This is a genomic window from Cellulomonas sp., assembly GCF_015234515.1.
Classification (GTDB): Bacteria; Actinomycetota; Actinomycetes; order Actinomycetales; family Cellulomonadaceae; genus Cellulomonas.
The window spans coordinates 197669-219687 of the sequence record NZ_JADGMY010000016.1; the positions used below are offsets into that span (position 1 = coordinate 197669).

Below are 22019 nucleotides of genomic sequence, written 5' to 3' on the forward strand. Positions count from 1 at the left end.
GACCCCGCCCCCAGCCCTCCTGCCCCGGCCCCCCGACCTCAGCCCTCCCGCCCACCTCACCGACTCCCTCCGGCGAACTCGACCTTGAGCGGCTTCTGCGGCCTCGAAAGCCGCCGAACGTCGAGGTCGGGGTCGTGGGCGGGGTCGTGGGTGGTGGTCAGGTCTGGCAGCGGGGGCAGCGGTAGAGCTTGCGGGTCGCCATCTCCTCGACCAGGACCGGCGTGCCGCAGACCCGGCACGGCAGGCCACCGCGGCCGTAGACCCAGTGGCGCAGCGTCGGGTCGTGCAGCGCCGCCGCGCGGCCCGCTGCGTCCAGATCCTCGCGCGTGAGGATGAGGCCGTCGCGGATGCCGTCGGCGAGGAGCCGGGCCCAGTCCTGCCAGATCGCCCGCACGACGTCCGCCGGCACCCGGCGCCCCGGGGTCCACGGGTCCAGACGCGCACGGAACAGCAGCTCGGCGCGGTAGATGTTGCCGATGCCGGCGACGACCGACTGGTCCATGAGGAGCTGGCCGACCGCGACGTTCCGGCGCGTCACGCGGTCGACGACGACCTGACCTGCGGCATCGACGTCGTCGACGGTCTGCGGGTCGGGGCCGAGACGGTCGCGGACCAGCGCCGCCTCGTCGGCCGTCAGCACCTCGCACGCCGTGGGCCCGCGCAGGTCGGCGACCACCGTGCCGGAGTCGAGGCGCACCCGCACCTGCCCGATCGGCGGGGGCGGCCACGCGTCCTGGTCGACCATGAGCACCGACTCGGCCTCACCCATGCGCAGGCGCCGCGTGGAGGGCTGGGCGTCCATCACCGCGCCGGGGCGAACTCGCGGCGCACCCAGGCTGCTGCGCGCCCGGGCGCCGTCACCCAGCGGGCTGACGTCGCCGTACAGGTCCCATGCGCCGTACAGGCCGAGGTGCACGCGCAGCACGTCGCCCGAGTCGAAGGTGGCGAACAGCTGCTTGCCGACCGCCGTCGCGCTCGTCATCGTCCGCCCGTCGAGCCGCGCGGCGCCGGCGGCGAACCTCCCCTGCGGCGACGAGACGGCCAGCGGCCGTCCGACGAGGTCCAGCGCCATCTGACGCGCGATGCGGTGAACGGTATGACCCTCCGGCACGCCGCAACCCTACGACGCGGCACCCGCCACGACGCCCCCCGTCGCCACCGGTCCCGTCGCCGCCGAGCGCGGGGGAAACGTGCCGAGCGCGGGTCATACGTCCCCCGCGCTCGGCGGCCTTCCCCCGCGCTCGGCGAACGTGGGACGGGATGTGGGGGTGCGCGGGGCGGGGGTGTGCGAGGGTGGCGCCGTGGACGACGTGACGCTGCCTCCGCACCCGCCGACGACCCCGCACGGCGAGCCCGTGCCCGACGCGCGCTCGGCCGCCGTTGCGGCCGCCGACCCGCACGTCCTGGCGACGGACGCCCTGGCGAACCTGCGCGACGTGGGCGGGCGGACGACGTCCGACGGCCGCACGGTACGGCGCGGTGTGGCGTTCCGGTCCGCCGAGCTGCGGGCGCCCGCCGTGGCGGACGACCCGGTGGTCGCCCGGCTCGGTGTGCGGACCGTCGTCGACCTGCGCACGTCCGCGGAGCGCGCGGCCGCCCCCGACGTGCTGCCCGCGGGCGCGACGGGTGTGCACGCCGACGTCGTCGCGGCCGCCCCGGACGCGCCGGCGGCCGACCTGGGCGAGATCCTGCAGCGCCCGCAGGAGGCGCAGCGGGTGCTCGCCGCGCTCGACCCGCCCGCCGCGATGCGCCGCACCTACGTCGGCCTGGTGACGAGCGACGCCGGACGGGCCGGGTACGCCACGCTGGTGCGGCGCTTCCTCGACTCGGCGGCGGGACCGGTGCTGTACCACTGCACAGCCGGCAAGGACCGCACCGGCTGGGCCACGACGGTGCTGCTGCTCGCGACGGGTGTCGAGGAGGAGCAGGTGCGCGAGGAGTACCTCGCGGTGAACCCGGCCGTGCGCGCGATGTACGCGCCGTTCCTGCAGCAGTTCGCGGACGTCGGCGGCGACCCGGACCTGCTGGTGCCGCTGCTGGAGGTGCGCGAGGAGTACCTGGACGCGGCGCTCGGTGCGGTGACCGAGCGGTTCGGCTCGTTCGGCGGGTACCTGCGCGACGGGCTGGGGCTGCGTGACGACGAGGTGGCGACGCTGCGCGACGTCCTGCTCGACTGATGCACCCGGAGACGACCCCCGCCAGGACGACCCGGGGAGTCCGCCTTCCGGTATGCCGTCTCACGATGTGGCCCGCCGGGATGTCCGACGTGGCCGCCCGAGACCACCTCCTCCATCGTCACCCGAAGCGCTGACCTGCAGTTCTACCAGCACCGACGCCCGCCGCTGCGTCGTGGCACCATCCGCAGGGGGCGTCCACTTCGTGAGACCCGCGCAGCCCCCGTCGAGGCCGCGTGCTTGCATCACCGGCATGGCACACCTCGACACGCACGCGGCGCGACCGGCCCACGCCGGCGCCGCCTGCCGCTGTCGTGCCCGAATGTGTCGCTGACCGCGACCCCCCGCGCGCCCGTCGCGCCCCCCTGACCCGCTCCCGCACGCCGGCCCGGGTCACCCCCTCCCTGCACCGTCGCCGCCGCGCCCGGCCGCGTCGTGGCACCGCACCCCGAGGACCCCCGTGATCAAGCTGTCCGGCCTCCGCAAGGTCTACCCGTCCCCCGACGGGGACGTCGTCGCGCTCGACGGCATCGACCTCACCGTCGAACGCGGCACCGTGCACGGCATCGTCGGGCGCTCCGGCGCCGGCAAGTCGACGCTCATCCGCTGCCTGACGGGCCTCGAGCGGCCCACGTCCGGCACGGTCACCGTCGACGGCGTCACGATCTCCGACCTGCCGGAGAAGCACCTGCGCACCGCGCGCCGCCAGACCGGCATGGTGTTCCAGCACGTCAACCTGCTCGACTCCCGCACCATCGCCGCCAACGTCGCCTACCCGCTGGAGGTCGCAGGCGTGCGGCGTCCGCAGCGTGCGGCACGCGTGGCCGAGCTGCTCGACCTCGTCGGCCTGGGCGACCGCGCGTCGGCGTACCCCGCGCAGCTCTCCGGAGGGCAGAAGCAGCGCGTCGGCATCGCGCGGGCCCTGGCCACCGAGCCCGGTGTGCTGCTGTGCGACGAGCCCACGTCCGCGCTCGACGGCGAGACCACCCGCCAGATCCTCGGCCTCGTCCGCGACCTGCGCGACCGCCTCGGCATCACCGTCGTCGTCATCACGCACGAGCCCGCGGTCGTCCGTGAGGTCTGCGACGCCGTGACGCTGCTCGAGCACGGCCGTGTCGTCCAGTCCGGGCCGCTCGCGCAGGTCGTCACGGAGGTCGGCTCACCGCTGTCCCGCGCGCTCGTCCCCGTCCCCGACGTGCCGCGCGCTCGGCGGCGGCGGCTCGTCGAGGCCGTCTACGCCACGGACGCGGTCGCGACGAGCACGGCCTTCGCCGCCGTCGCCGCGCTCGGTGACGACGTCGAGGTGCTGTCCGCGACCGTCGAGCCGCTCGCCGGCGTCCGCGTCGGCCGGCTCATCGTCGACACCCCCGCAGCCCGCACCGACGACGTCGTCGCCCGGCTGCGCGCCGCCGGGCTCGACCCGCTCGCCGCCCCCGTGACCGAGCAGGAGGTGGCGTGATGAACGACCTGTGGACCGAGCTCACGACCAACCGCGTGATCCTCGAGAAGCTCCCCGAGGCGACGCTCGAGACGCTGCAGATGGTCGGTCTGTCCGCGCTCGTCACCGTGCTGCTCGGGCTGCCGCTGGGGCTGCTGCTGCGTTCGCTCGCCCCCGACGGCCTGCTGCCGAACCGGCCCGTCGCACAGGTGCTCGGGTTCGTCGTCAACGTGCTGCGCTCGCTGCCGTTCATCATCCTGGCCGTCGCCGTCATCCCGCTGACGCGCGCGATCGTCGGGACGTCGCTCGGCTGGGAGGCGGCCGTCGTGCCCCTGAGCATCGGCACCATCCCGTTCTTCGCCCGGCTCGTCGAGACCGCGGTGCGCGACGTCGCCCCCGGCAAGGTCGAGGCGGCACGCGTCATGGGGTCGACCACGCCGAAGATCCTGTGGACCGTGCTGGTCCGTGAGGCGCTGCCGAGCATCGTGTCCGGGCTCACCGTGACCGTCATCGCGCTCATCGGGTACTCCGCGATGGCCGGTGCGATCGGCGGTGGCGGCCTCGGCTTCCTCGCGATCACGTACGGCTTCCAGCGCTTCGACCCTGTCGTGCTCTACACGTCCGTGGTCGTCATCGTCGTCCTCGTCACCGTCGTGCAGGTCGTCGGCGACGCCGTCGCACGCCGGCTCGACCACCGCTGAGCGCACCCCGCCGCGACCCGCGGCCCGCAGACCTGCCCCCGACCCGGGGGCGACACCGAGAGGAACACCGCACATGAAGAGCACCGTCCGAGCCGCAGCCGTCCTGTCCGCCGCTGCCCTGGTGATGGCCGGCTGCGCGGGCGACGACACCGGCGCGACGGACGACGCGGCCGGGTCGAACGGCGTGACCACGATCGTCGTCGGCGCGAGCCCCGTCCCGCACGCCGAGATCCTGCAGTTCGTGCAGGACGAGCTCGCCGCCGACGCGGGCATCGAGCTCGACATCCGGGAGTTCACCGACTACGTGCTGCCGAACACGGCGCTCGCCGAGGGCGAGCTCGACGCGAACTACTTCCAGCACCTGCCGTACTTCGAGGCGCAGGTCGAGGAGAACGGCTTCGAGTTCGACCACTTCCCCGGTGTGCACATCGAGCCCTACGGCATCTACTCCGAGAAGGTCGAGTCGGTCGAGGACATCGCGACCGGTGGCGTCATCGGCATCACCAACGACCCGGGCAACCAGGCGCGCGCGCTGGACCTGCTCGTGCAGGCCGGTCTCATCGAGCTCGCCGAGACCGACGGCGACCCGACGCTGCTCGACATCGCCGAGAACCCGAAGGACCTCGAGTTCGTCGAGACCGCACCCGAGCAGCTCGCGGTGTCCCTGCAGGACCTCGACGCCGCGATCATCAACGGCAACTACGCGCTCGAGGCCGGGCTGAACCCCGCCAAGGACGCGATCGTGCTCGAGTCCGGTGAGGACAGCCCGTACGCCAACTTCGTCGCCTTCCGCTCGCAGGACGCCGACGACGAGGCCCTCGCGACGCTCGACGAGCTGCTGCGCTCCGACGAGGTCCGCGCCTTCATCGAGGAGCGCTGGCCCGACGGCGAGATCATCCCCGCCTTCTGACCCACCCCACCCCGCCGAGCGCGGTACACACCGGTCGAGCGCGGGGGACACGAGTACCGCGCTCGACCGGTGTGTGCCGCGCTCGGCGGGCGGGGCGTCAGATCCGGAAGACACGCTCCGCGGTCCCGGCGAGCACGTCGCACTGCTCGGTGGCCGTCAGCTCGCTCACCGCCGTGCGGTAGGCCTCCACGACGTCGGTGTAGCTCGAGTACAGCCGCTCGACCGGCCAGTTCGTGCCCAGGAACACCCGGCGTGAGCCGAACGCCTCGATGCAGGCGAGCACCCACGGCCGCCGCGACTGCGGCGTCCAGCCCGGTTCGACCATGCCCAGCGACGACACCTTGCACAGCGTGTTGGGCTCGGCGGCGAGCGCCCGAAGCATGCCCGTCCAGGCCGTCCACGTCTGCGGGCTGCGGTCCTGCGGCATCCCGGCCTGGTCGAGCACGAACGTCACCTCGGGGTGCGCGCGCACCAGGTCGAGCGCGAGTCCTGCGTCCTGCCACCCCACGGTGTGGAGGAAGAGCCCGCCCGCACGCCCCAGCGCGGCGTACCCACGCCGGAACGCCGGGTCCGCGAACCGCGTCGCGGGGCCCATCTCCCGCACGCCGCGGAACACCGCGTGCCGTGCATGGCGACCCAGCTGCTCCGCCGCGTCACGGGCCGCGAGATCGCACGTGACGACGGCCGCGTTCGGCCAGCCGGTCTCGTCCGACAGCTGCTGCAGCCACGCGGTCTCGGCCACGGGGTCCGCGGCGTCGAACGCGGCGTTCATGTGCACGACCTTCGTCAGGCCGGCCAGCCGGCCCTCCGCGCGCAGCTCGGGCACGGAGAACCGGGGCGCCCGGACGGCGACGAGGTCCCCGTAGGGGAACCCGTCGCCGTCCAGCCACCCGTACCCGAGGTCCCGGTCGCGCCGGTCCCACAGGTGCACGTGGGTGTCGACGAACATCAGGCGGGCTTGATGTTGAGGTTGACGCCCAGGACGTCCTCGGTGTCGACGACGGTCCACGAGCCGCCCGGGTAGAACGCCTCGACCCGGAGCGCGTGGCCGCGCTCCGCCAGCTCGCCGACGACGGCGTCACGCGCGTCGCCCACCGCGAAGCCGAGATGGTGCACGCCCTCGCCGTGCTTGTCGAGGAACTCGCGGAAGGTCGACGGGTTGTCGTCGGGCGCCATGAGCTCGATGACGACCGGCTGCCCCGGTACCTCGATGACGGCGAGCTGCATGCCGTAGCTCGCCGGCTCGCCGCGGTAGGTCTCGTCGGCGTTCGGCAGCCCCATCACGCGCACCTCCGGCCGTTCGATGGCGAACAGCTCGCACCAGTGGTCGAGCGCCTTGTCCATGTCCTCGACGACGATCGCGACCTGGATCAGACCGCCGAGCGTGACGGGGTGCTTCATGCCCACGGCTCCCCCTCGACGACGACGTCCTGGTGCGTGCGAGCGGACTCCTCGATCGCCAGACCGAGCGCGTGGTCCTGGCAGGCCGACGCGAGGGAGTACGGGCCGACGGCCTCGCCGCGCGCCCAGGCGCCGACGGCGACCAGGTGGTCGGCCACGGCCACGTCGTCCTCCGACAGGCGGGTGCCGACGCAGGCGTTGCGCCACAGGATCTTGCCGTCGAACGACGTGTGCACCACCTCGTTGCCCTCGAGGTTCATGTCGACGCCGGTGCGGCGGTACTCGATGCGCGAGGTGATCGGGTCGGTGCCGTCCCAGCGGACGACCGTGTCGTCGACCATCTCACCCAGGGTGCCGCGCACGACGATGCGACGGGACAGCAGCGGGTTCCACCACTGCATGTTGACGAAGTTGTACACGCCGACGCGTCCGTCGCCGAAGTCGAGCGTCGCGTACGTGGAGGCCTGGACCTCGGGCTGCGGCTCCGTGACCCAGCCGTCGAAGGTCAGCGGCAGCGTCATCCTGGTGTCGAAGGTGCGGCCGGACACGACGGTCCGCTCCATGTCGACGTCGAGGAAGGCACGCATGAGCGAGGTCGCGTGGTACAGGTGCGTCGAGGCGATCTCCACGGACTGCGGGACGCCGAGGAGGCCGGCGCCGAGGACCGCGAGCCGCGAGGCGTGCCCGGGCATGAGGACGTACTGCTCGCCCACCTGGACCAGCGACTGGTCCTCGATCGTCGTCCACAGGTCGCGCAGCCCTGCCAGGTCGGGGGCGGGCGGGGTCTCGCCCATGACCTTGACGCCGCGGGCGGTGAGCTCCTTGAGCAGCCCGGGCATGGCCGGCCACGACACCGCCGCCACGACGAACTCGGGCTCGTAGGCGAGCAGCTCGTCGAGCGACGTCACGGCGGGCACGCCGTACGCGGAGTGGATCATGTCGGCCTGGGCCTGGTCGACCGCCATGACGGCGACGGCCTCGAGGCGCGACGGGTCGGCCGCGGCCACCCGCAGGTGGAACTGGCCGCGCCAGCCGGTGCCGATCACGGCGAAACGGATGGGGTTGCTCATGTGAGCGGTCCTTTCGGTGATGCGTTGACGGAAAAACTCAGACCTGGCTCATGCCGCCGTCGACGGTCAGCTCGACGCCCGCGACGAAGCTCGACTCGTCGGACGCGAGGAACGTCACCACGGCGGCGATCTCCTCGGGCCGGCCGACCCGGCGCAGCGGGATCTGCTCGGTCACGGCGGCCTCGACGTCGGCGGAACCACCCGTGAACTGCTCGAACAACGCCGTGCGCGTCGGCCCGGGGCTCACGGCGTTGGCGCGGATGCCGCGGGGGCCCAGCTCGGCGGTCAGCGTGCGGGCCAGCGACCGCACGGCCGCCTTGCTCGCGTTGTAGACGGCGTGACCGGGGCCGCCGTTCGTCCCGGCGATCGAGGAGGTCAGGACGATCGACGCGCCGTCGGCGATCTGCGGCAGGAGCCGCTGGACGGTGAACAGCGCGCCGCGGAACGTGAGCCCCGCGACGGCGTCGAACTTCTCGGGCGTCATGTCGGCGACGTCGGTCGCCTCGACGTCGCGGCCGGCGTTGACGTGCAGCACGTCGATGCGTCGGCCGGTGGCGGCGACGGCCGCGGCGAGCGCGTCCAGGTCGCCCAGGTCGGCGGCGTCCCCGACGACGCCGACGGCCTGGGGCCCGAGCTCCGCGGCCGCGGCCGCGACCTCGTCGGGGAACGGCGAGGTGACGACGACGGTCGCACCCTCGGCGATGAACCGGGTGGCCACCGCCTTGCCGATGCCGGCGGTGCCGGCGGTGACGACGGCGAGCTTGCCTTCGAGCAGACCCATGCTTCTCTCCTTCGGGACGGTCACTTCAGGGCACCCGCGGCGAGCCCGCGTTCGAAGTACTTCTGCAGTGAGAGGTAGGCGATGACCATCGGCAGCGCCGCGATGACCGCAGCCGCGAGCACGCCGGTCTGGTCGTTCGTGTACTGGCTGATGAAGAACGACGGCAGCAGGGTCAGCACCTGGCGGTCCGGGCTGTTCAGCATGAGCAGCGGGAGCAGGTACGCGTTCCACGCGGCGATCAGCGTGAGCACCACGATCGCGGCGGCGATCGGCTTGGTCAGCGGCAGCATGATCCGCCGGAACACCTGCCAGACGCTGGCGCCGTCGACGCGCGCGGCCTCCATGAGCTCGTTCGGGATGCCGTCGAAGAAGTTGCGGGCCAGCAGCGTCGCGAACGGGATCTGCAGGGCCGCGATCGGCAGGATCACGGCGATGAGCTGGTTGTACATGTCGAACGTGGACGCGGTGACGAACAGGGGCGTCAGGAGCACGGCCTCGGGCATCGTCAGGGCCAGCAGCAGCGCCCAGAACCACACCTCCTTGCCCGCGATGCGCAGCTTGGAGAAGCCGAACGCGGCGAGCATGGTGCATGCGCAGACGACGAGGATCGCCGACACCGAGACGATGACCGAGTTGAGCAGGTAGGTGCCCAGGACGCCGGTCTCGAAGACCTTGACGTAGTTGCCGAACCCTCGGCCGGCGAGCGAGCCGCGGACCATCACGACCAGCGGGACCAGGAAGGGCAGCGCCATGAGCGTCACGACGACCTGGATGACGAGCTTCTGCGACTTCGTACGGGCCTCGAACATCAGCTCTTCCCCTCACGACGGTTGCGGATCGACATCGCGACACCGCAGGTCACAGCCAGGACGAGGAGCGCGACGGAGATCGTCGCGGCGTAGCCGAAGTTCTTCTCCTGCATCATCGTCTGGTAGATGTACGTGCCCAGGAACTGGGTCGCCCCGCCCAGGCCCGATGGCGAGATCAGGTAGGGCCAGTCGAACGTCTTGAGCGCACCGATCAGGCCGAGCGTCGCCAGGGCGAACGTCGTCCCGCGGCACGACGGCCACACGATCGAGAACAGGCTGCGGACGTTGCCCGCGCCGTCCATGCGCGCCGCCTCGAGCATCTCGGGCTCGATCTGCGACATGGCGGCGTAGAAGAGGATGAACGTCAGGCCCGTCCACTGCCAGATCGTCGCCGCCATGACGACGCCGAGCGCGGTGCCGGGGTCCGAGAGCCAGGTGTGCGTCAGCCCGTCCAGCCCGATCGACGACAGGAACGTGTTGACCTCGCCGTTGTTGGCGAACATCGTGCGGAAGACGGGGGCCATCGTCGCGGGCGCCAGCACCGTGGGGACGAAGACGATGACCTTGTACAGCCCGCGGAGCTTGACCGAGGAGTGCATCAGCGCCGCGAAGACGAAGCCGATCGTGGTCTGCACCGTGAAGGTCACGACGTAGAAGACGGCGGTGTTGACGAGAGCACGCCGGAACATCGGGTCCCCGGCGAGGGTCTGGAAGTTGCCGGCCCCGATCCACTCGGACGGGGTGAGGATGAATCCGTTCCACTTCTGGGTCGAGACGAATCCGGTGTAGCCGATCGAGAAGTAGATCAGGCCGGCCACGACGATCATGGCCGGGAGGATCCACGGGTAGCCGCTCGCGACGTGCTTCAGGGTTCCGCCGCGACGACGCTGCGCGGAGGTGCGAGTGGGGCCACCGGTGTTCTCGCGTGGTGCGTCGACAGCAGTGTCGCTGCGCATCGGGAGTCCTTCTGGTGGGAGTTCGGGGGGGTGGGTGCACCCGGTCGGGCCGGCCGCGAGAGGGTAGGGCGCGGCCGGCCCGGCGGGAGTCAGCTGCGCTCGGTCACTCCGCGTCGACGATCGACTGCAGGTGCGCCTGGGCGTCCGCGACGCTCATGCGTCCCTCGGCGACCTCACCGAGGGTGTCGCGGAAGCCGGAGTTCAGCTCGGCGGAGACGCTCGCGAACCGCGGCTGGGTGGCCGAGGCCGCCTGCTCCGTGTACGCCGACAGCACCTCGGCCTGGGCCTCGGGGTTGGCCAGCTCGATGTCGTCCCAGACCGGCGTGATGCCGTTGAGCGCCGGGATGTTGTTGAGCGTGTTGGCGACGGCCTGCTGCCCGCCCTGCGAGGTGGTGAGCCACACGGCGAACGTCGTCGCGGCTTCCTGGTTCTGCGAGCGCGCCGAGACGGCGAGGCCGTAGTCCGCGTCACCGAACATGTTGCCGACGTTGCCGGTGCCGGCAAGGTCCGGAAGGTCGATCGGGATGATCGTCATCGGCTCGGGGTTCGCGACGCCCGCGGCCTCCTGCGCCGCGAGGTTCGAGTCCTTGACGGCGTACTGGGTGTACCAGGAGCCCATCATCACCATGGCGTAGTTGCCGGCGAAGAACTCGTTGTTCGCGTCGGGGTACTGCTGGAGGCCCGTGGCCCCGGGCTGCATGATGCCCTCGTCGAACAGCGACTTCCAGATCTCCATGCCCTGGGCGAACTTGGCGCCCGAGTCACCGTCGACGTACGAGGCCTCGCCGAGCGACGCCTTCTGGTAGAGGCCGGGCTCGATGTTCTCCATGATCGCCTCGAAGGTGTCCATGTTGAACGCGTGCTGGCCGGCGCCCTGCACGAAGCAGCCCTTGCCGCCCGCCTCGAAGGCCTCGCACACGGACTTCCACTCCTCGAGCGTGGTCGGCGGCTGCTGGCCGAACTCGTCGAAGAGGTCCTGGTTGATCCAGAGGTTGCCGGAGTAGACCGCACCGGCGGACAGGCCGACGAGCTTGCCGTCGACGGTCAGGCCGTCGACGCCGATCTCGGCGAGCTGGTCCTTCCATCCGTCCCCGAGGGCCTCCTGGACCGCGGGGGTCAGGTCGATCGCGCCGGCACCGAAGGTCTGGACGCCACCGTTGGCCGAGCCCGGCGCGACGTTGAACACGTCGGGTCCGTCCGACGACGTCAGCGCCGGGGAGAGGACCGAGTCGTAGCTGTCGATGGGCCGTGAGATGAAGGAGACCTCGATGTCGGGGTACTCCTCGTTGAAGGCCGCGATCAGCTTCTCCGCGTTGGGGGCGTCCGGGGTCCAGCCCCACCACGTCACCGTGCCCTCGGTGGCGCTGCCCTCCGTACCGCCGGCGGCTCCGCCGTCCGTGGCCCCGCATGCCGTGGCGAGGAGGCCGACCGCGACTGCTGCCGCGATGATGCCCGCCCTCCGTGCCTGAACCGTCGTCCTTGAGGTTCGCATCGCTGCTCCTTCTGCTCGTCCCCGCCGATGGGGACCGCTCGATGTGCGAAAGTTTCTTTAATCCTTTCGCTGAGCCGTACGTTAGGGTGCGCTCCGCGGCGCCGTCAACGTGAGGCGCCGGAGAGGCCACGAGGAGCAGAGGAGGACGCCATGGGGCACGCGTCCCGCAAGGGCTCGAAGGAGCGGCGCGGAGTGACCATCGCCGCAGTGGCGCAGGCAGCGGGCGTCTCGGTGCCGACCGTGTCGAAGGTGCTCAACGGGCGCCCCGGCGTCTCGGCGGCGACCCGACGGCAGGTCGAGCAGATACTCGACGAGCAGGGCTACGAACAGCGACGCACGCATCCCGGGTCCGGCAGCGGCCTGGTCGACCTCGTCCTGTACGCGCTCGACACCCAGTGGGCGACCACGCTCCTGCGCGGCGCCCAGGCCGAGGTCGCGCGGCTCGGGCTCGATCTCGTCGTGACGACGACGTCGACGCCCGCGAGCGGGCGCACGTGGCTCGACCACCTGTCGCGGCGCGGCTCGGAAGGCGTCATCCTCGTCGCCGCCCAGGTGCACGACGTCGCCGAGCGCGAGCTCTCGCGACTGCGCATGCCCGTCGTGCTGCTGGACCCGATCGGCGCGGCACTGCCCTCGCTGCCCACCGTCGCCGCCACCAACTGGGCCGGTGGGCGCGACGCCACGGCACACCTCATCGGCCTGGGGCACACGCGGATCGCCTTCATCACCGGGCCGCTGCGCGACGAGTCCCACCGCGACCGTCTCGACGGCTACCGCAGTGCCCTGCAGCGCCACGGCCTGCGGGCCGACCCCGCGCTGGTCCGGCACGGCGACTCGCTGGTCAGCGGCGGGATCGAGCACGGCACCGCGCTGCTGAGCCTGCCGGACCGCCCCACCGCGATCGTCTCGGGCTCCGACGAGCAGGCCTACGGCGTCTACCTCGCCGCCGCGGAGCTGGGCTTGAGCGTGCCCCGGGACGTCTCCGTGGTCGGGTTCGACGACGTCGACCTGTGCCAGTGGGTGACGCCGGCGTTGACGACGGTGCGCCAGCCGCTGGTGGAGATGGGGCGCGAGGCCGCCCGCATCGTCATCGAGATGTCCCGGTCCGAGTTGCGCCCTGCGCCTCGCACCGAGCTGGCGACGTCCCTGGTGGTGCGCAGGTCGACCGACGCACCGCGCGCCTGATTCGGTCGGCCGACTGGCGCGAAGCGCCTCGGGTATGGAAAGTTTCCTTTATGGACAACGTCGCCCGCATCACAGCCGACCCGCGCTTCGCCCACCGCCACACGCAGAGCACCGTGACCCTCACCGACCCCGCCGGGACCCCCCTGGCCGACCGCGAGGTCGTCGTCGAGCAGACCAGGCACGCGTTCCTGTTCGGCAACGTCGGCTTCGACTTCGTCGGACTCGCCAACGGCGAGGACACGACGCCGCTCTACTCCCCCTTCGGTGGCGCCTCCGTCGAGGCCGCCCGGCACCTCGAGCCCCTCTGGTTCGACCTCTTCAACCAGGTCACGCTCCCGTTCTACTGGCGGGGCTTCGAGCCCGAGCCGGGCCGCCCCGACACCACCCGCCTGCGGCGCACCGCCGAGTGGTTCGCCGCCCGCGGCGCCGCGATCAAGGGCCACCCGCTGCTGTGGCACACCATGGCCCCGACGTGGCTCCTCGGCATGGACGACGCGGAGCTCGAGCGCACCATCCGCGCCCGCATCGCACGCGAGGTCACGCAGCTCGCCGACGTCGTCCCCACCTGGGACGCCATCAACGAGGCCGTCATCCTGCCGGTGTTCGACCGCGAGGAGAACGCCGTGACCCAGCTCGCCCAGCGGCGCGGGCGCGTCGAGATGGTCCGCCTCGCCTTCGAGGCCGCGCGCGAGGCCAACCCCGCCGTGACGCTGCTGCTCAACGACTTCAACCTCTCCCCCGCCTACGAGCGGCTCATCGAGGACCTCCTGGACGCGGGCGTGCAGATCGACGTGCTCGGGCTGCAGTCCCACATGCACCAGGGCTACCGCGGCGAGGAGTTCTTCGCGGACGTGCTCACCCGCTTCGAGCGGTTCGGCCTGCCCCTGCACTTCACCGAGAACACGCTGCTCTCGGGGGACGTCATGCCGTCGGAGGTCACCGACCTCAACGACTACGTCGTCGACTCCTGGCCGTCCACGCCGCAGGGCGAGGAGCGCCAGGCCGAGGAGATCGTGCGGCACTACAGCCAGCTCGTCGCACACCCCGCGGTCGAGTGCATCAACTACTGGGGCATCACCGACGAGGGCGCGTGGCTCGGCGCCCCGTGCGGGCTCGTCCGCGCCGACGGCACCCCCAAGCCCGCGTACGACGCGCTGCGCGGCCTCGTCAAGGGTGCCTGGTGGCTTCCGCCGACGACGGTGCGCACCGACGACGCCGGCCGCGTCGTCGTCGACGCCTTCGCGGGCGACTACCGCCTCACCGTCGCCGGCGCCGTCGTCGACGTGACGCTGCCGGCCGGTGAGCAGACGCTCGCCGCGACCGCCTGACCACCCCGCGACCGTCGAAGGAGACGAGCATGGGCATCATCCACGTCGCCGTGACCGGCGACGACACCCACCGTGGCGACGAGGGTGCGCCGCTGCGCACCATCAACGCCGCCGCCGCGAAGGCGGTGCCGGGCGATACCGTGCGCGTGCACGAGGGCGTCTACCGCGAGTGGGTCCGCCCGGTGCGCGGCGGCCTGAGCGACACGCGCCGCATCACGTTCGAGGCCGCCGCGGGCGACCACGTGGTGGTCACGGGCGCCGAGCCCGTGACCGGCTGGACGCGCGAGGCGGACGGCACCTGGCGTGTCGAGGTGCCACACGCCCTGTTCGGCGACTTCAACCCGTTCGCCGAGGAGCTGTGGGGCGACTGGCTCGTCCCGGGGCAGTACGGCGGCAGACCCACCCGGGGCGACGTGTACCTCGACGGCCGCTCCCTGACCCAGGTGCACGACGTCGGGTCCGTCGCGCACCCCGAGCGGCGCGAGTCCGTCGTCGACGGCTGGACCAGGACCACGCAGGCGGTCGATGACCCGGCGTGGTCGCAGGCGGTCTGGTACGCCGAGGTCGGCGACGACGTCACCACGATCTGGGCGAACTTCCTCGACGCCGACCCCAACGCCGCGCTGACCGAGGTCAACGCGCGCCCCGCGGTGTTCTACCCCGAGCAGCACCACCTCGACTGGATCACGGTGCGCGGTTTCGAGCTGGCACAGGCGGCGTCGCCCTGGACCCCGCCCACGGCCGACCAGCCCGGCCTCATCGGGCCGAACTGGGCCAAGGGCTGGGTCATCGAGGACAACGTCATCCACGACGCGAAGTGCTCGGCCGTCTCGCTCGGCAAGGAGATCTCCACCGGTCACAACTTCGCGGCGGTCCGCGGCGACAAGCCGGGCTACCAGTACCAGCTCGAGTCGGTGTTCACGGCGCTCGAGCAGGGCTGGTCCAAGGACCGCATCGGCTCGCACGTCGTGCGCCGCAACCACATCTACGACTGCGGGCAGAACGGCGTCGTCGGCCACCTGGGCGCGGTGTTCTCGATCATCGAGGACAACCACATCCACCACATCGGCACCAAGCGCGAGTTCTACGGCTACGAGATCGCCGGTATCAAGCTGCACGCCGCGATCGACGTGCAGATCCTCGGCAACCGGATCGACCACTGCACGCTCGGCACCTGGCTCGACTGGCAGACCCAGGGCACCCGCGTGGCCCGCAACGTCTACCACGCCAACACGCGCGACCTCTTCGTCGAGGTCTCGCACGGCCCCTACCTGGTCGACCACAACGTGTTCGCCTCACCCGTCGCGATCGAGAACTTCTCACAGGGCGGCGCGTACGTGAACAACCTCGTCGGCGGCGTCGTGCGCTGCGGGCAGGTCATCGACCGGGCCACGCAGTACCACCGGCCGCACTCGACGGCGGTGGCCGGGTTCGCGAACATCCTCGGCGGCGACGACCGCTGGATCGGCAACCTGTTCACCGGCGCCGACGTCGCCGGCGCGCTGCTGCCCGGCGCGATCTGGCTCGACGCTGCCCCGGCGGCCTCGGGGACCTCCGCCTACGACGGGTACCCCGTCGGCTGGGAGGGCTACCTGGAGTCCGTCAACGCCGCCGAGGGCGACCACGAGCGCTTCGGCACCAAGGCGCAGGGCGTCTACATCCACCACAACGTCTACGCGAACGGCAGTCGGCCGTTCGCGGGCGAGACGGGCGCCCGCACCACCAGCGGTGCCGTCGAGGTCGCCGTCGTCGAGGACGGCGACGGCGTATGGCTGGAGACGACCCTCCCTGCCGACCTCACGGACGGCCATGTGGGCCTGGTCACCGCGGCCGACCTGCCCCGTGTCCGGTTCGCCGACGCCGACTTCGAGAACCCCGACGGCACCCCCGTGGCCGCGGACGTCGACCTCCTGGGCGTGCGCAAGGCCGCGGGCACGGTGTACCCGGCGGGCCCGCTCGCCGACCTGCCCCTCGGCAGGGCACGCACGCGGCTGCGCTGACCCACCCCACCCCCGCCGAGCGCGGTACACACCGGTCGAGCGCGGTGGAAACGAGTACCGCGCTCGGCAGCGGAGTACCGCGCTCGGCGTGCGGGGGGGTGGGGCTCGGCGCGTCAGCGGACCCCGGCGAGGAAGTCGGTCAGGGCACCCAGGTAGGTGGTGCGAGCCGGGGCCAGCGAGAGCGCGAGGTCGTGGACCGCGTCGTCGACGACCAGCTCGCGCACGTCCGTGCCGAGGCGCGGTGCGAGCGTGGCGATCGTCTCCACGTCCAGCACGGTGTCGGCGCAGTCCAGGTCCGGCCCGTCCATGACGTCGGCCCCGGACCGCGACGAGCGGGCGACCAGCACCGGGACCCCGATGTCGAGGCCCCGCGCCACGCGCAGCTGCCCGGCCCGCACGGCGGCCAGCCACCCGGCCCGGGCGGGCACCCCCTCGGGACGCTTGAGCGTCGTGTCGAAGCGCCACCGCGCGGCGAGCCGGCCCGCGTACCGCGACGGCGCCGACGCGACCACCGCGAGCGGCGCCCGGCGCGCCAGCGGACGCAGCGCGCCGTCCTGCAACGGCCGCACCCACGACCGCTCGAAGGACAGGAACGGGCTGTTCAGCACGACGGCGTCCGCGCCGCCGCGGGCGCGGTGCGCGTGCGCCCACAGCGCTGCCACGAGCCCGCCCGTCGAGTGGGCGTGCACGACGACGGGCAGCCCTGGCCACGCACGTCGCGCCGCCCTGACGGCCCGCGTGAGGTCGGACGCCTGCTCCCGCAGGTCGCCCTGGTAGTGCGGCACGTCGCCGGGGCGCAGCGACCGGCCGGCCCGGCGCGCGTCGAGCGCGAGGAACGCCCAGCCCGCGTCACGGACGGCGTCGGCCAGGTGCGTGGCGAAGAAGTAGTCGTTGTAGCCGTGCAGGTGCACGACGACGCCCTGGGGTGCGTCGGGCGGGACGCCCGGGCGGACGAGCGTCAGCACGACGTCCTGGCCACCGGCGGCCAGTGCGCGCGCCCGCGGACCGGCCGGCTCCGGCCGCCACCCCGGCCGCGTGGACGCCTCGTACCCCGGCAGCAGCCGGTCGGGCACCCAGTCGCCGTCGACGGCCCGCGCCGCGCCCGCCGTCACCCGGTGCCCGGCGTCACGCGACGTCCTTGGTCACGTCCCGCCGCCCGTCCACGCCGAGGCCCCGGGGGAACCGCACGGGCACGAACAGCGCGAGCCCCACCGCGAGGACCACGACGATCCCGAGGATGCCCCAGTACTGCTCACCGCCGATGCCGATCGCGATCGAGAACGCCGCGGGCGCGAGGAACGTCGCCGCGCGGCCCGTGGTCGCGTACAACCCGAACAGCTCGGTCTCGCGGCCCGGCTCGGCGAGGCGAGCCAGCAGCCCGCGGGACGCCGACTGCGCCGGCCCCACGCACGCCGACAGCACCAGGCCACCGGCCCAGAAGGCCGACGTGCCCGCGTCGTGCAGGAGGAACACGGCCGTCCCGGCGATGACGAGCACCACGAGGGCCCAGGTGACGAGGCGACGCGGGCCGTACCGGTCGTCGAGCCAGCCGGCGCCGATGGTCGAGGCCCCCGCGACGACGTTGGCGGCGATGCCGAACATGATCACGTCGCTCGCGGAGAAGCCGAACGAGCCCGCCGCGAGCACGCCGCCGAACGTGAAGACGCCCGTGAGCCCGTCGCGGAAGACGGCGGACGCGATGAGGAACCGCAGGGTCGAGCGGCGCTCGCGCCACAGCTCGGCGACGTGCCGACCGACCGCCACGTAGGCACCGGCGATGCCGACGTGCGCGGACGGTGCGCCCGGGCGGCGTCGGTCGGGGACCATGACGAGCACCGGGACCGCGAACACCAGGAACCACGCCCCGGCGACGAGCATCGAGACGCGGATGTCGAGACCGCCCTGCGACGTGACCCCGAACCAGCCGACCTCCGGGTCGATGAACCCGACGAAGAGGATGACGAGCAGGACGATCCCGCCGACGTAGCCGGCGCCCCACCCGATCCCGCTGATGCGCCCGATGGTCCGCGGGCCGCTGATCTGCAGCAGCAGCGCGTTGTACGCCACCGACCCGATCTCGAAGGCGATGGTGCCGACCGCCAGCAGGATCACGCCGAGCCGGACGGCGTCCGCCATGCCGCCCTCGACGGGTCGGACGAACCACAGCGCCAGCACGCACAGCCCGACGATCCCGGACGTCACGGCCAGCATCGGGCGGCGCCGGCCGCCGGCGTCGGCGAGCGTCCCGAGCGCAGGCGCGGTGAGCGCGACGAGGATGCCCGCGGCGGCGAGCCCCCAGCCGAGCCACTGGCTGTGCAGCGCGGTGACGGCGACCGGGTCGGCCCCCGGCTCGGCGAACGCGCTGCTCGTGAGCCACGTCGTGAAGACGAAGGTCGTGACGACCGCGTTGAACGCCGCCGACCCCCAGTCCCATGACGCCCAGGCGGCGATCTGACGGCGGGCGGGTGCGGGCTCGACGACGACGTCGGGAACCTCGGCGGTGGGGTGACCCATGGCGGCAGCGTAGGCCCCCGCACGGGCGTGCGAGTGGCGTCCGGGTGAACGCCGCGCCGCCCTGCACGCGCCAGCCCCGCCCGGCCTGAACGGCACATCCTGGACGGCGCAGCAGGACGGTCGCTACGGTCGCGCTCATGCCGCCGGCCCAGAGCGAGCCCGCCCCGCGCGACCTGCTGCTGACGGGCGCGCGCGTGTGGGCGGCGCCCGGCGTCCCTGTCGGGGAGCCGGGCGTCCTGCTGGTGCGCGACGGGGTCGTGCGACAGGTCGGCGGTGAGGTCCCGGCCGACGCCGACCTGCCCCGCGTCGACGTCGGCGGCCGGGTCGTGACGGCCGGCTTCACCAACTGCCACGTCCACCTGACCGAGCGCGTGTGGGCCGGCGCCCGCACGGCACCGGCCGCGGCGTTGCAGGCCGAGATCGACGACATGCTGCTCAGCCGCGGCTTCACGACCGCGCTCGACCTCGGCTCGGACCCGCGGCACACGCTGCCCGTCGTCCAGCGCATCGCGTCCGGTGAGCTGCGCGGACCGGAGATCCTGGTGACCGGGGCCACGCTCATGCCGCGGCGCGGGCTGCCCTTCTACGTCCGGGAGACGATGCCGTGGCACGCGCGCCGCTGGATCCCGACGCCCGCGAGCGCCCGCGCCGCACGTCGCGCCGTCGCCGTGCGGCACCGCCGTGGCGTCGTCCTGACCAAGCTGTTCACCGGGTCGCTGGTCGAGCGGGACCGGGTCCTCGCGATGAGCGAGGAGGTCGCACGCGCTGCCGTCGAGGAGTCCCACCGCCGGGGGCTGCTCGTCCTGGCCCACCCCACCGACCGGGAGGGCACCGCCGTGGCGGTCCGTGCGGGCGTCGACGCGCTGGCGCACGTCCCGTCGGTGGCCGACGGCACCGCCGAGCTGCTGCGGGAGGCCGCGGACCGCGGCACCCGGCTGATCCCCACGCTGCACATGTTCGCCGCGACGGTCAGCCGGGACGACGGGTTCATGGAGCCGGTGCGCGACGGGCTGCGGGTGTTCCTCGCCGCAGGCGGCCGCGTCCTGTTCGGCACCGACGTGGGCTACCTCAAGGACAGGGACATCCGCCCGGAGCTCGAGGCGATGGCGGCCTGCGGCATGACGACGGCCGACGTGCTGCGCTCGCTGACCACCGAGCCGGCCGCGTTCCTCGACCGCTCGGACGCGGGCGAGGTGCGGCCCGGTGCGCGCGGCGACCTCACGGTGCTGGCGCACACCGGCACGCAGCTCGCCGCGGGCGACCTGGCCGACGTCGACCTCGTCGTGCGCGCCGGACGGGTCGTCCACCGGGCTCCCGCGCTCAGCGGCGAGCCCCCGGTCACCGGGGAGCAGGTCCGGTGACGGGCCCCCGGGCGGAGGGCAAGGGATCTCGAACCCGGGCCAGCACGGTGTCAGGCGTCAGCCGCGTTCCCGGGTCGACGGGGCCACACCCGTCCCGTTCGTGAACCAGCTGCTGGTGCACGACGGCCTCACGTCGCTTCCGGTCGACGCGAGACCACGTCAGCCCGCACGCCTCAGCCTGCCGGAGCCCCGTTTCTGCGCCGAGCTGGAACCGGGCAGCGTACGCCGGGTGGGCCTGCCTCCACCCGGGCACGACGGCGGGGGCGCGGCGGTCTGCCGCGCCCCCGCCGTGTTGCCGGTCAAGCGGTGAAGAGCTGCACAGCCTTCAGCACGGTCTGGTAGAGACCGAGTGCGAGGGGAACTCCCACGACGAGCCACGGAATCACCGCGATCCATCGGGCCCGACCGGTGGCCGCCTGGACATCGAGACGCTTGATGTCACGCTCGATGTCCTTGGCCGCGCTCGCGGCGGCGCGCTGCGCCAGACGCCCGACCTGGTCGGCGTCGTAGTGCTTGGCACTCACCGTGCGCACGAGGAGGTTGGCCACGAAGCCGACGCCGAGCACGCCGACCATGATGAGCAGCGCGGGCTTGTAATCCGCCGCCACGAGCGTTCCCGGCTCACCGGCACGGTCCAGCGTGCTGTTGACGATCAGCGGACCGGCGATGCCGGCGGCCGACCAGGCCGTGAGCAGACGGCCGTGAATCGCACCCACCTCGAGCGTCCCGAAGAGGTCCTTCAGGTACGCCGGGATGGTCGCGAAGCCACCGCCGTAGAACGTGATGATGATGAACGCGAGCGTCACCATGAGCGCCACGCTCGACGAGCCCGCCTGGGCCAGCACGAGGTAGAGGGCCAGGCCCACACCCAGGTAGATGAAGTAGGCGGGCTTGCGACCGATCTTGTCGGACAGCGTCGACCAGCCGAAGCGGCCACCCATGTTCGCCAGGCTCAGCAGACCGACGAAACCGGCCGCCATCGCCGCCGTGACGGGCGAGGTGCCGTCGACGCGGAAGAAGTCCTGGATCATCGGGCCCGCGTTCTCGAGGATGCCGATGCCCGCGGTGACGTTCGTGAAGAGCACGATCCACAGCAGGTAGAACTGCGGGGTGCGCACGGCACGGGTGGTGCGCACGAGTGCACCGCCCTTGCCCGGGAAGTGCTCGGAGGTCTCGTCGTCCTCGAAGCCCGGGGGGATGCGGATCAGCGTGGCACCCAGGGCCATGAGGACCGCGTAGGTCAGGCCCAGCGTGACGAAGGTCGACACGAGCGCGGACCCGCTGATCTCGGTGCCGCCGCCGTTGAAGGCGCCCATGAGCGCCGTGGCGAAGGGGGCAGCGACGAGGGCACCGCCACCGAAGCCCATGATGGCCATGCCCGTGGCGAGGCCCGGCTTCTCCGGGAACCACTTCATGAGCGTGGAGACCGGCGAGATGTAGCCGATACCGAGACCGATACCGCCGAGGAAGCCGTACCCGAGGTAGAGCAACCACAGCTGACCCGTCGCGATACCGAGCGCCCCGATCAGGAAGCCGCTCACCCAGCAGGCGGCGGCGACCACCATGGCCTTGCGAGGACCGTTCTTCTCGACCCACTTGCCGAACAGGGCCGAGGAGGTCCCGAGCATGCCGATCGCGAGCGAGAAGATCCAGCCGATCTGCGTGTGCGAGGCGTCGAAGTGGTGCTCGAGAGGAATCTTGAAGACTGAAAGGGCGTACACCTGCCCGATCGACAGGTGAACGCACAGCGCCGCAGGCGGGATGAGCCACCGGTTGTAGCCCTTGGGGGCTACAGAGCTCTTCTTGCTGAGGACGGACATGGGGGAACTCATCGCCTTCCAAAAGATGGTTCGCCGCGGGCGACCTGGTCGCGCGCGGACCTAGAGCGGGGCGTGGGGG

Annotated in this window: 19 protein-coding genes; 8 read left to right on the forward strand and 11 right to left on the reverse strand. The window is 72.5% G+C overall.

The genetic code is table 11. The annotated features are described in order from the left end of the window. Positions 1 to 157: 157 nt before the first annotated feature. On the reverse strand, positions 158 to 1111 hold the full coding sequence (locus tag IR158_RS06695; protein WP_291811109.1) for a DNA-formamidopyrimidine glycosylase family protein: 954 nt from the start codon (positions 1109 to 1111) through the stop codon (positions 158 to 160). Positions 1112 to 1301: 190 nt separating this feature from the next. On the opposite strand from IR158_RS06695, the gene IR158_RS06700 reads away from it, so the two are divergent. The 4 genes from IR158_RS06700 to IR158_RS06715 all read left to right on the forward strand — a co-directional run bounded on the left by IR158_RS06700 (position 1302) and on the right by IR158_RS06715 (position 5223). Next, positions 1302 to 2177, forward strand: a complete 876-nt coding sequence (locus tag IR158_RS06700; RefSeq protein WP_291811112.1) for a tyrosine-protein phosphatase — start codon at positions 1302 to 1304, stop codon at positions 2175 to 2177. 457 nt (positions 2178 to 2634) lie between these two features. Then, positions 2635 to 3633, forward strand: coding sequence for a methionine ABC transporter ATP-binding protein (locus IR158_RS06705; RefSeq protein ID WP_291811115.1), 999 nt, complete (start codon positions 2635 to 2637; stop codon positions 3631 to 3633). Further along, positions 3633 to 4313 carry a methionine ABC transporter permease gene (locus IR158_RS06710; RefSeq protein ID WP_291811118.1) on the forward strand — a complete coding sequence of 227 codons (681 nt, stop codon included), beginning with the start codon at positions 3633 to 3635 and terminating at the stop codon, positions 4311 to 4313. The genes IR158_RS06705 and IR158_RS06710 overlap by 1 nt, the downstream gene beginning before the upstream one ends. 73 nt (positions 4314 to 4386) lie before the next feature. After that, positions 4387 to 5223: a MetQ/NlpA family ABC transporter substrate-binding protein gene (locus tag IR158_RS06715; protein ID WP_291811120.1), complete on the forward strand. Its 837-nt coding sequence runs from the start codon at positions 4387 to 4389 to the stop codon at positions 5221 to 5223. A gap of 97 nt (positions 5224 to 5320) precedes the next feature. Here IR158_RS06715 and IR158_RS06720 read toward each other — a convergent pair whose 3' ends face one another. The 7 genes from IR158_RS06720 to IR158_RS06750 all read right to left on the reverse strand — a co-directional run bounded on the left by IR158_RS06720 (position 5321) and on the right by IR158_RS06750 (position 11732). After that, a complete protein-coding gene (locus IR158_RS06720) occupies positions 5321 to 6172 on the reverse strand; it encodes an amidohydrolase family protein (protein ID WP_291811122.1) in 852 nt (283 codons plus the stop codon). Further along, entirely contained in the window at positions 6172 to 6624 is a 453-nt protein-coding gene (locus IR158_RS06725) for a VOC family protein (protein WP_291811125.1), read from the reverse strand. Before IR158_RS06725 ends, IR158_RS06720 begins: the two co-directional genes overlap by 1 nt. Beyond that, complete coding sequence (locus IR158_RS06730; RefSeq protein WP_291811128.1) at positions 6621 to 7694, reverse strand: Gfo/Idh/MocA family oxidoreductase; 1074 nt, start codon at positions 7692 to 7694, stop codon at positions 6621 to 6623. Before IR158_RS06730 ends, IR158_RS06725 begins: the two co-directional genes overlap by 4 nt. 37 nt (positions 7695 to 7731) lie before the next feature. After that, on the reverse strand, positions 7732 to 8475 hold the full coding sequence (locus IR158_RS06735; RefSeq protein ID WP_291811130.1) for an SDR family oxidoreductase: 744 nt from the start codon (positions 8473 to 8475) through the stop codon (positions 7732 to 7734). A gap of 20 nt (positions 8476 to 8495) precedes the next feature. After that, the gene (locus IR158_RS06740) at positions 8496 to 9284 is read right to left on the reverse strand and encodes a carbohydrate ABC transporter permease (protein WP_291811132.1); all 789 of its coding nucleotides are present in this window, start codon (positions 9282 to 9284) and stop codon (positions 8496 to 8498) included. Further along, positions 9284 to 10240, reverse strand: a complete 957-nt coding sequence (locus IR158_RS06745) for a carbohydrate ABC transporter permease (RefSeq protein ID WP_291811135.1) — start codon at positions 10238 to 10240, stop codon at positions 9284 to 9286. The genes IR158_RS06740 and IR158_RS06745 overlap by 1 nt, the downstream gene beginning before the upstream one ends. A 103-nt stretch (positions 10241 to 10343) precedes the next feature. Further along, on the reverse strand, positions 10344 to 11732 hold the full coding sequence (locus IR158_RS06750) for an extracellular solute-binding protein (protein WP_291811136.1): 1389 nt from the start codon (positions 11730 to 11732) through the stop codon (positions 10344 to 10346). A 150-nt stretch (positions 11733 to 11882) separates the two neighbouring features. On the opposite strand from IR158_RS06750, the gene IR158_RS06755 reads away from it, so the two are divergent. The 3 genes from IR158_RS06755 to IR158_RS06765 are packed head-to-tail and all read left to right on the forward strand — an operon-like array spanning position 11883 to position 16245. Continuing rightward, positions 11883 to 12917, forward strand: a complete 1035-nt coding sequence (locus tag IR158_RS06755) for a substrate-binding domain-containing protein (protein WP_291811138.1) — start codon at positions 11883 to 11885, stop codon at positions 12915 to 12917. Between the two features lie 50 nt (positions 12918 to 12967). Then, a complete protein-coding gene (locus IR158_RS06760; RefSeq protein ID WP_291811140.1) occupies positions 12968 to 14245 on the forward strand; it encodes an endo-1,4-beta-xylanase in 1278 nt (425 codons plus the stop codon). A 29-nt stretch (positions 14246 to 14274) separates the two neighbouring features. Continuing rightward, positions 14275 to 16245 (forward strand): right-handed parallel beta-helix repeat-containing protein, encoded by a 1971-nt coding sequence (locus IR158_RS06765; protein ID WP_291811142.1) that lies wholly within the window; start codon positions 14275 to 14277, stop codon positions 16243 to 16245. Positions 16246 to 16358: 113 nt separating this feature from the next. On the opposite strand, the gene IR158_RS06770 is transcribed toward IR158_RS06765, so the two are convergent. Both IR158_RS06770 and IR158_RS06775 read right to left on the reverse strand, forming a co-directional pair. Then, positions 16359 to 17357: an alpha/beta hydrolase gene (locus IR158_RS06770; protein ID WP_291811145.1), complete on the reverse strand. Its 999-nt coding sequence runs from the start codon at positions 17355 to 17357 to the stop codon at positions 16359 to 16361. Positions 17358 to 17370: 13 nt separating this feature from the next. Further along, positions 17371 to 18759 carry an MFS transporter gene (locus tag IR158_RS06775; RefSeq protein WP_291811148.1) on the reverse strand — a complete coding sequence of 463 codons (1389 nt, stop codon included), beginning with the start codon at positions 18757 to 18759 and terminating at the stop codon, positions 17371 to 17373. 137 nt (positions 18760 to 18896) lie between these two features. Here IR158_RS06775 and IR158_RS06780 point away from each other — a divergent pair, with 137 nt between their 5' ends. Next, complete coding sequence (locus IR158_RS06780; protein WP_291811150.1) at positions 18897 to 20120, forward strand: amidohydrolase family protein; 1224 nt, start codon at positions 18897 to 18899, stop codon at positions 20118 to 20120. Between the two features lie 299 nt (positions 20121 to 20419). On the opposite strand, the gene IR158_RS06785 is transcribed toward IR158_RS06780, so the two are convergent. Further along, positions 20420 to 21940, reverse strand: coding sequence for an OFA family MFS transporter (locus tag IR158_RS06785; RefSeq protein ID WP_291811151.1), 1521 nt, complete (start codon positions 21938 to 21940; stop codon positions 20420 to 20422). Positions 21941 to 22019 lie beyond the last annotated feature (79 nt).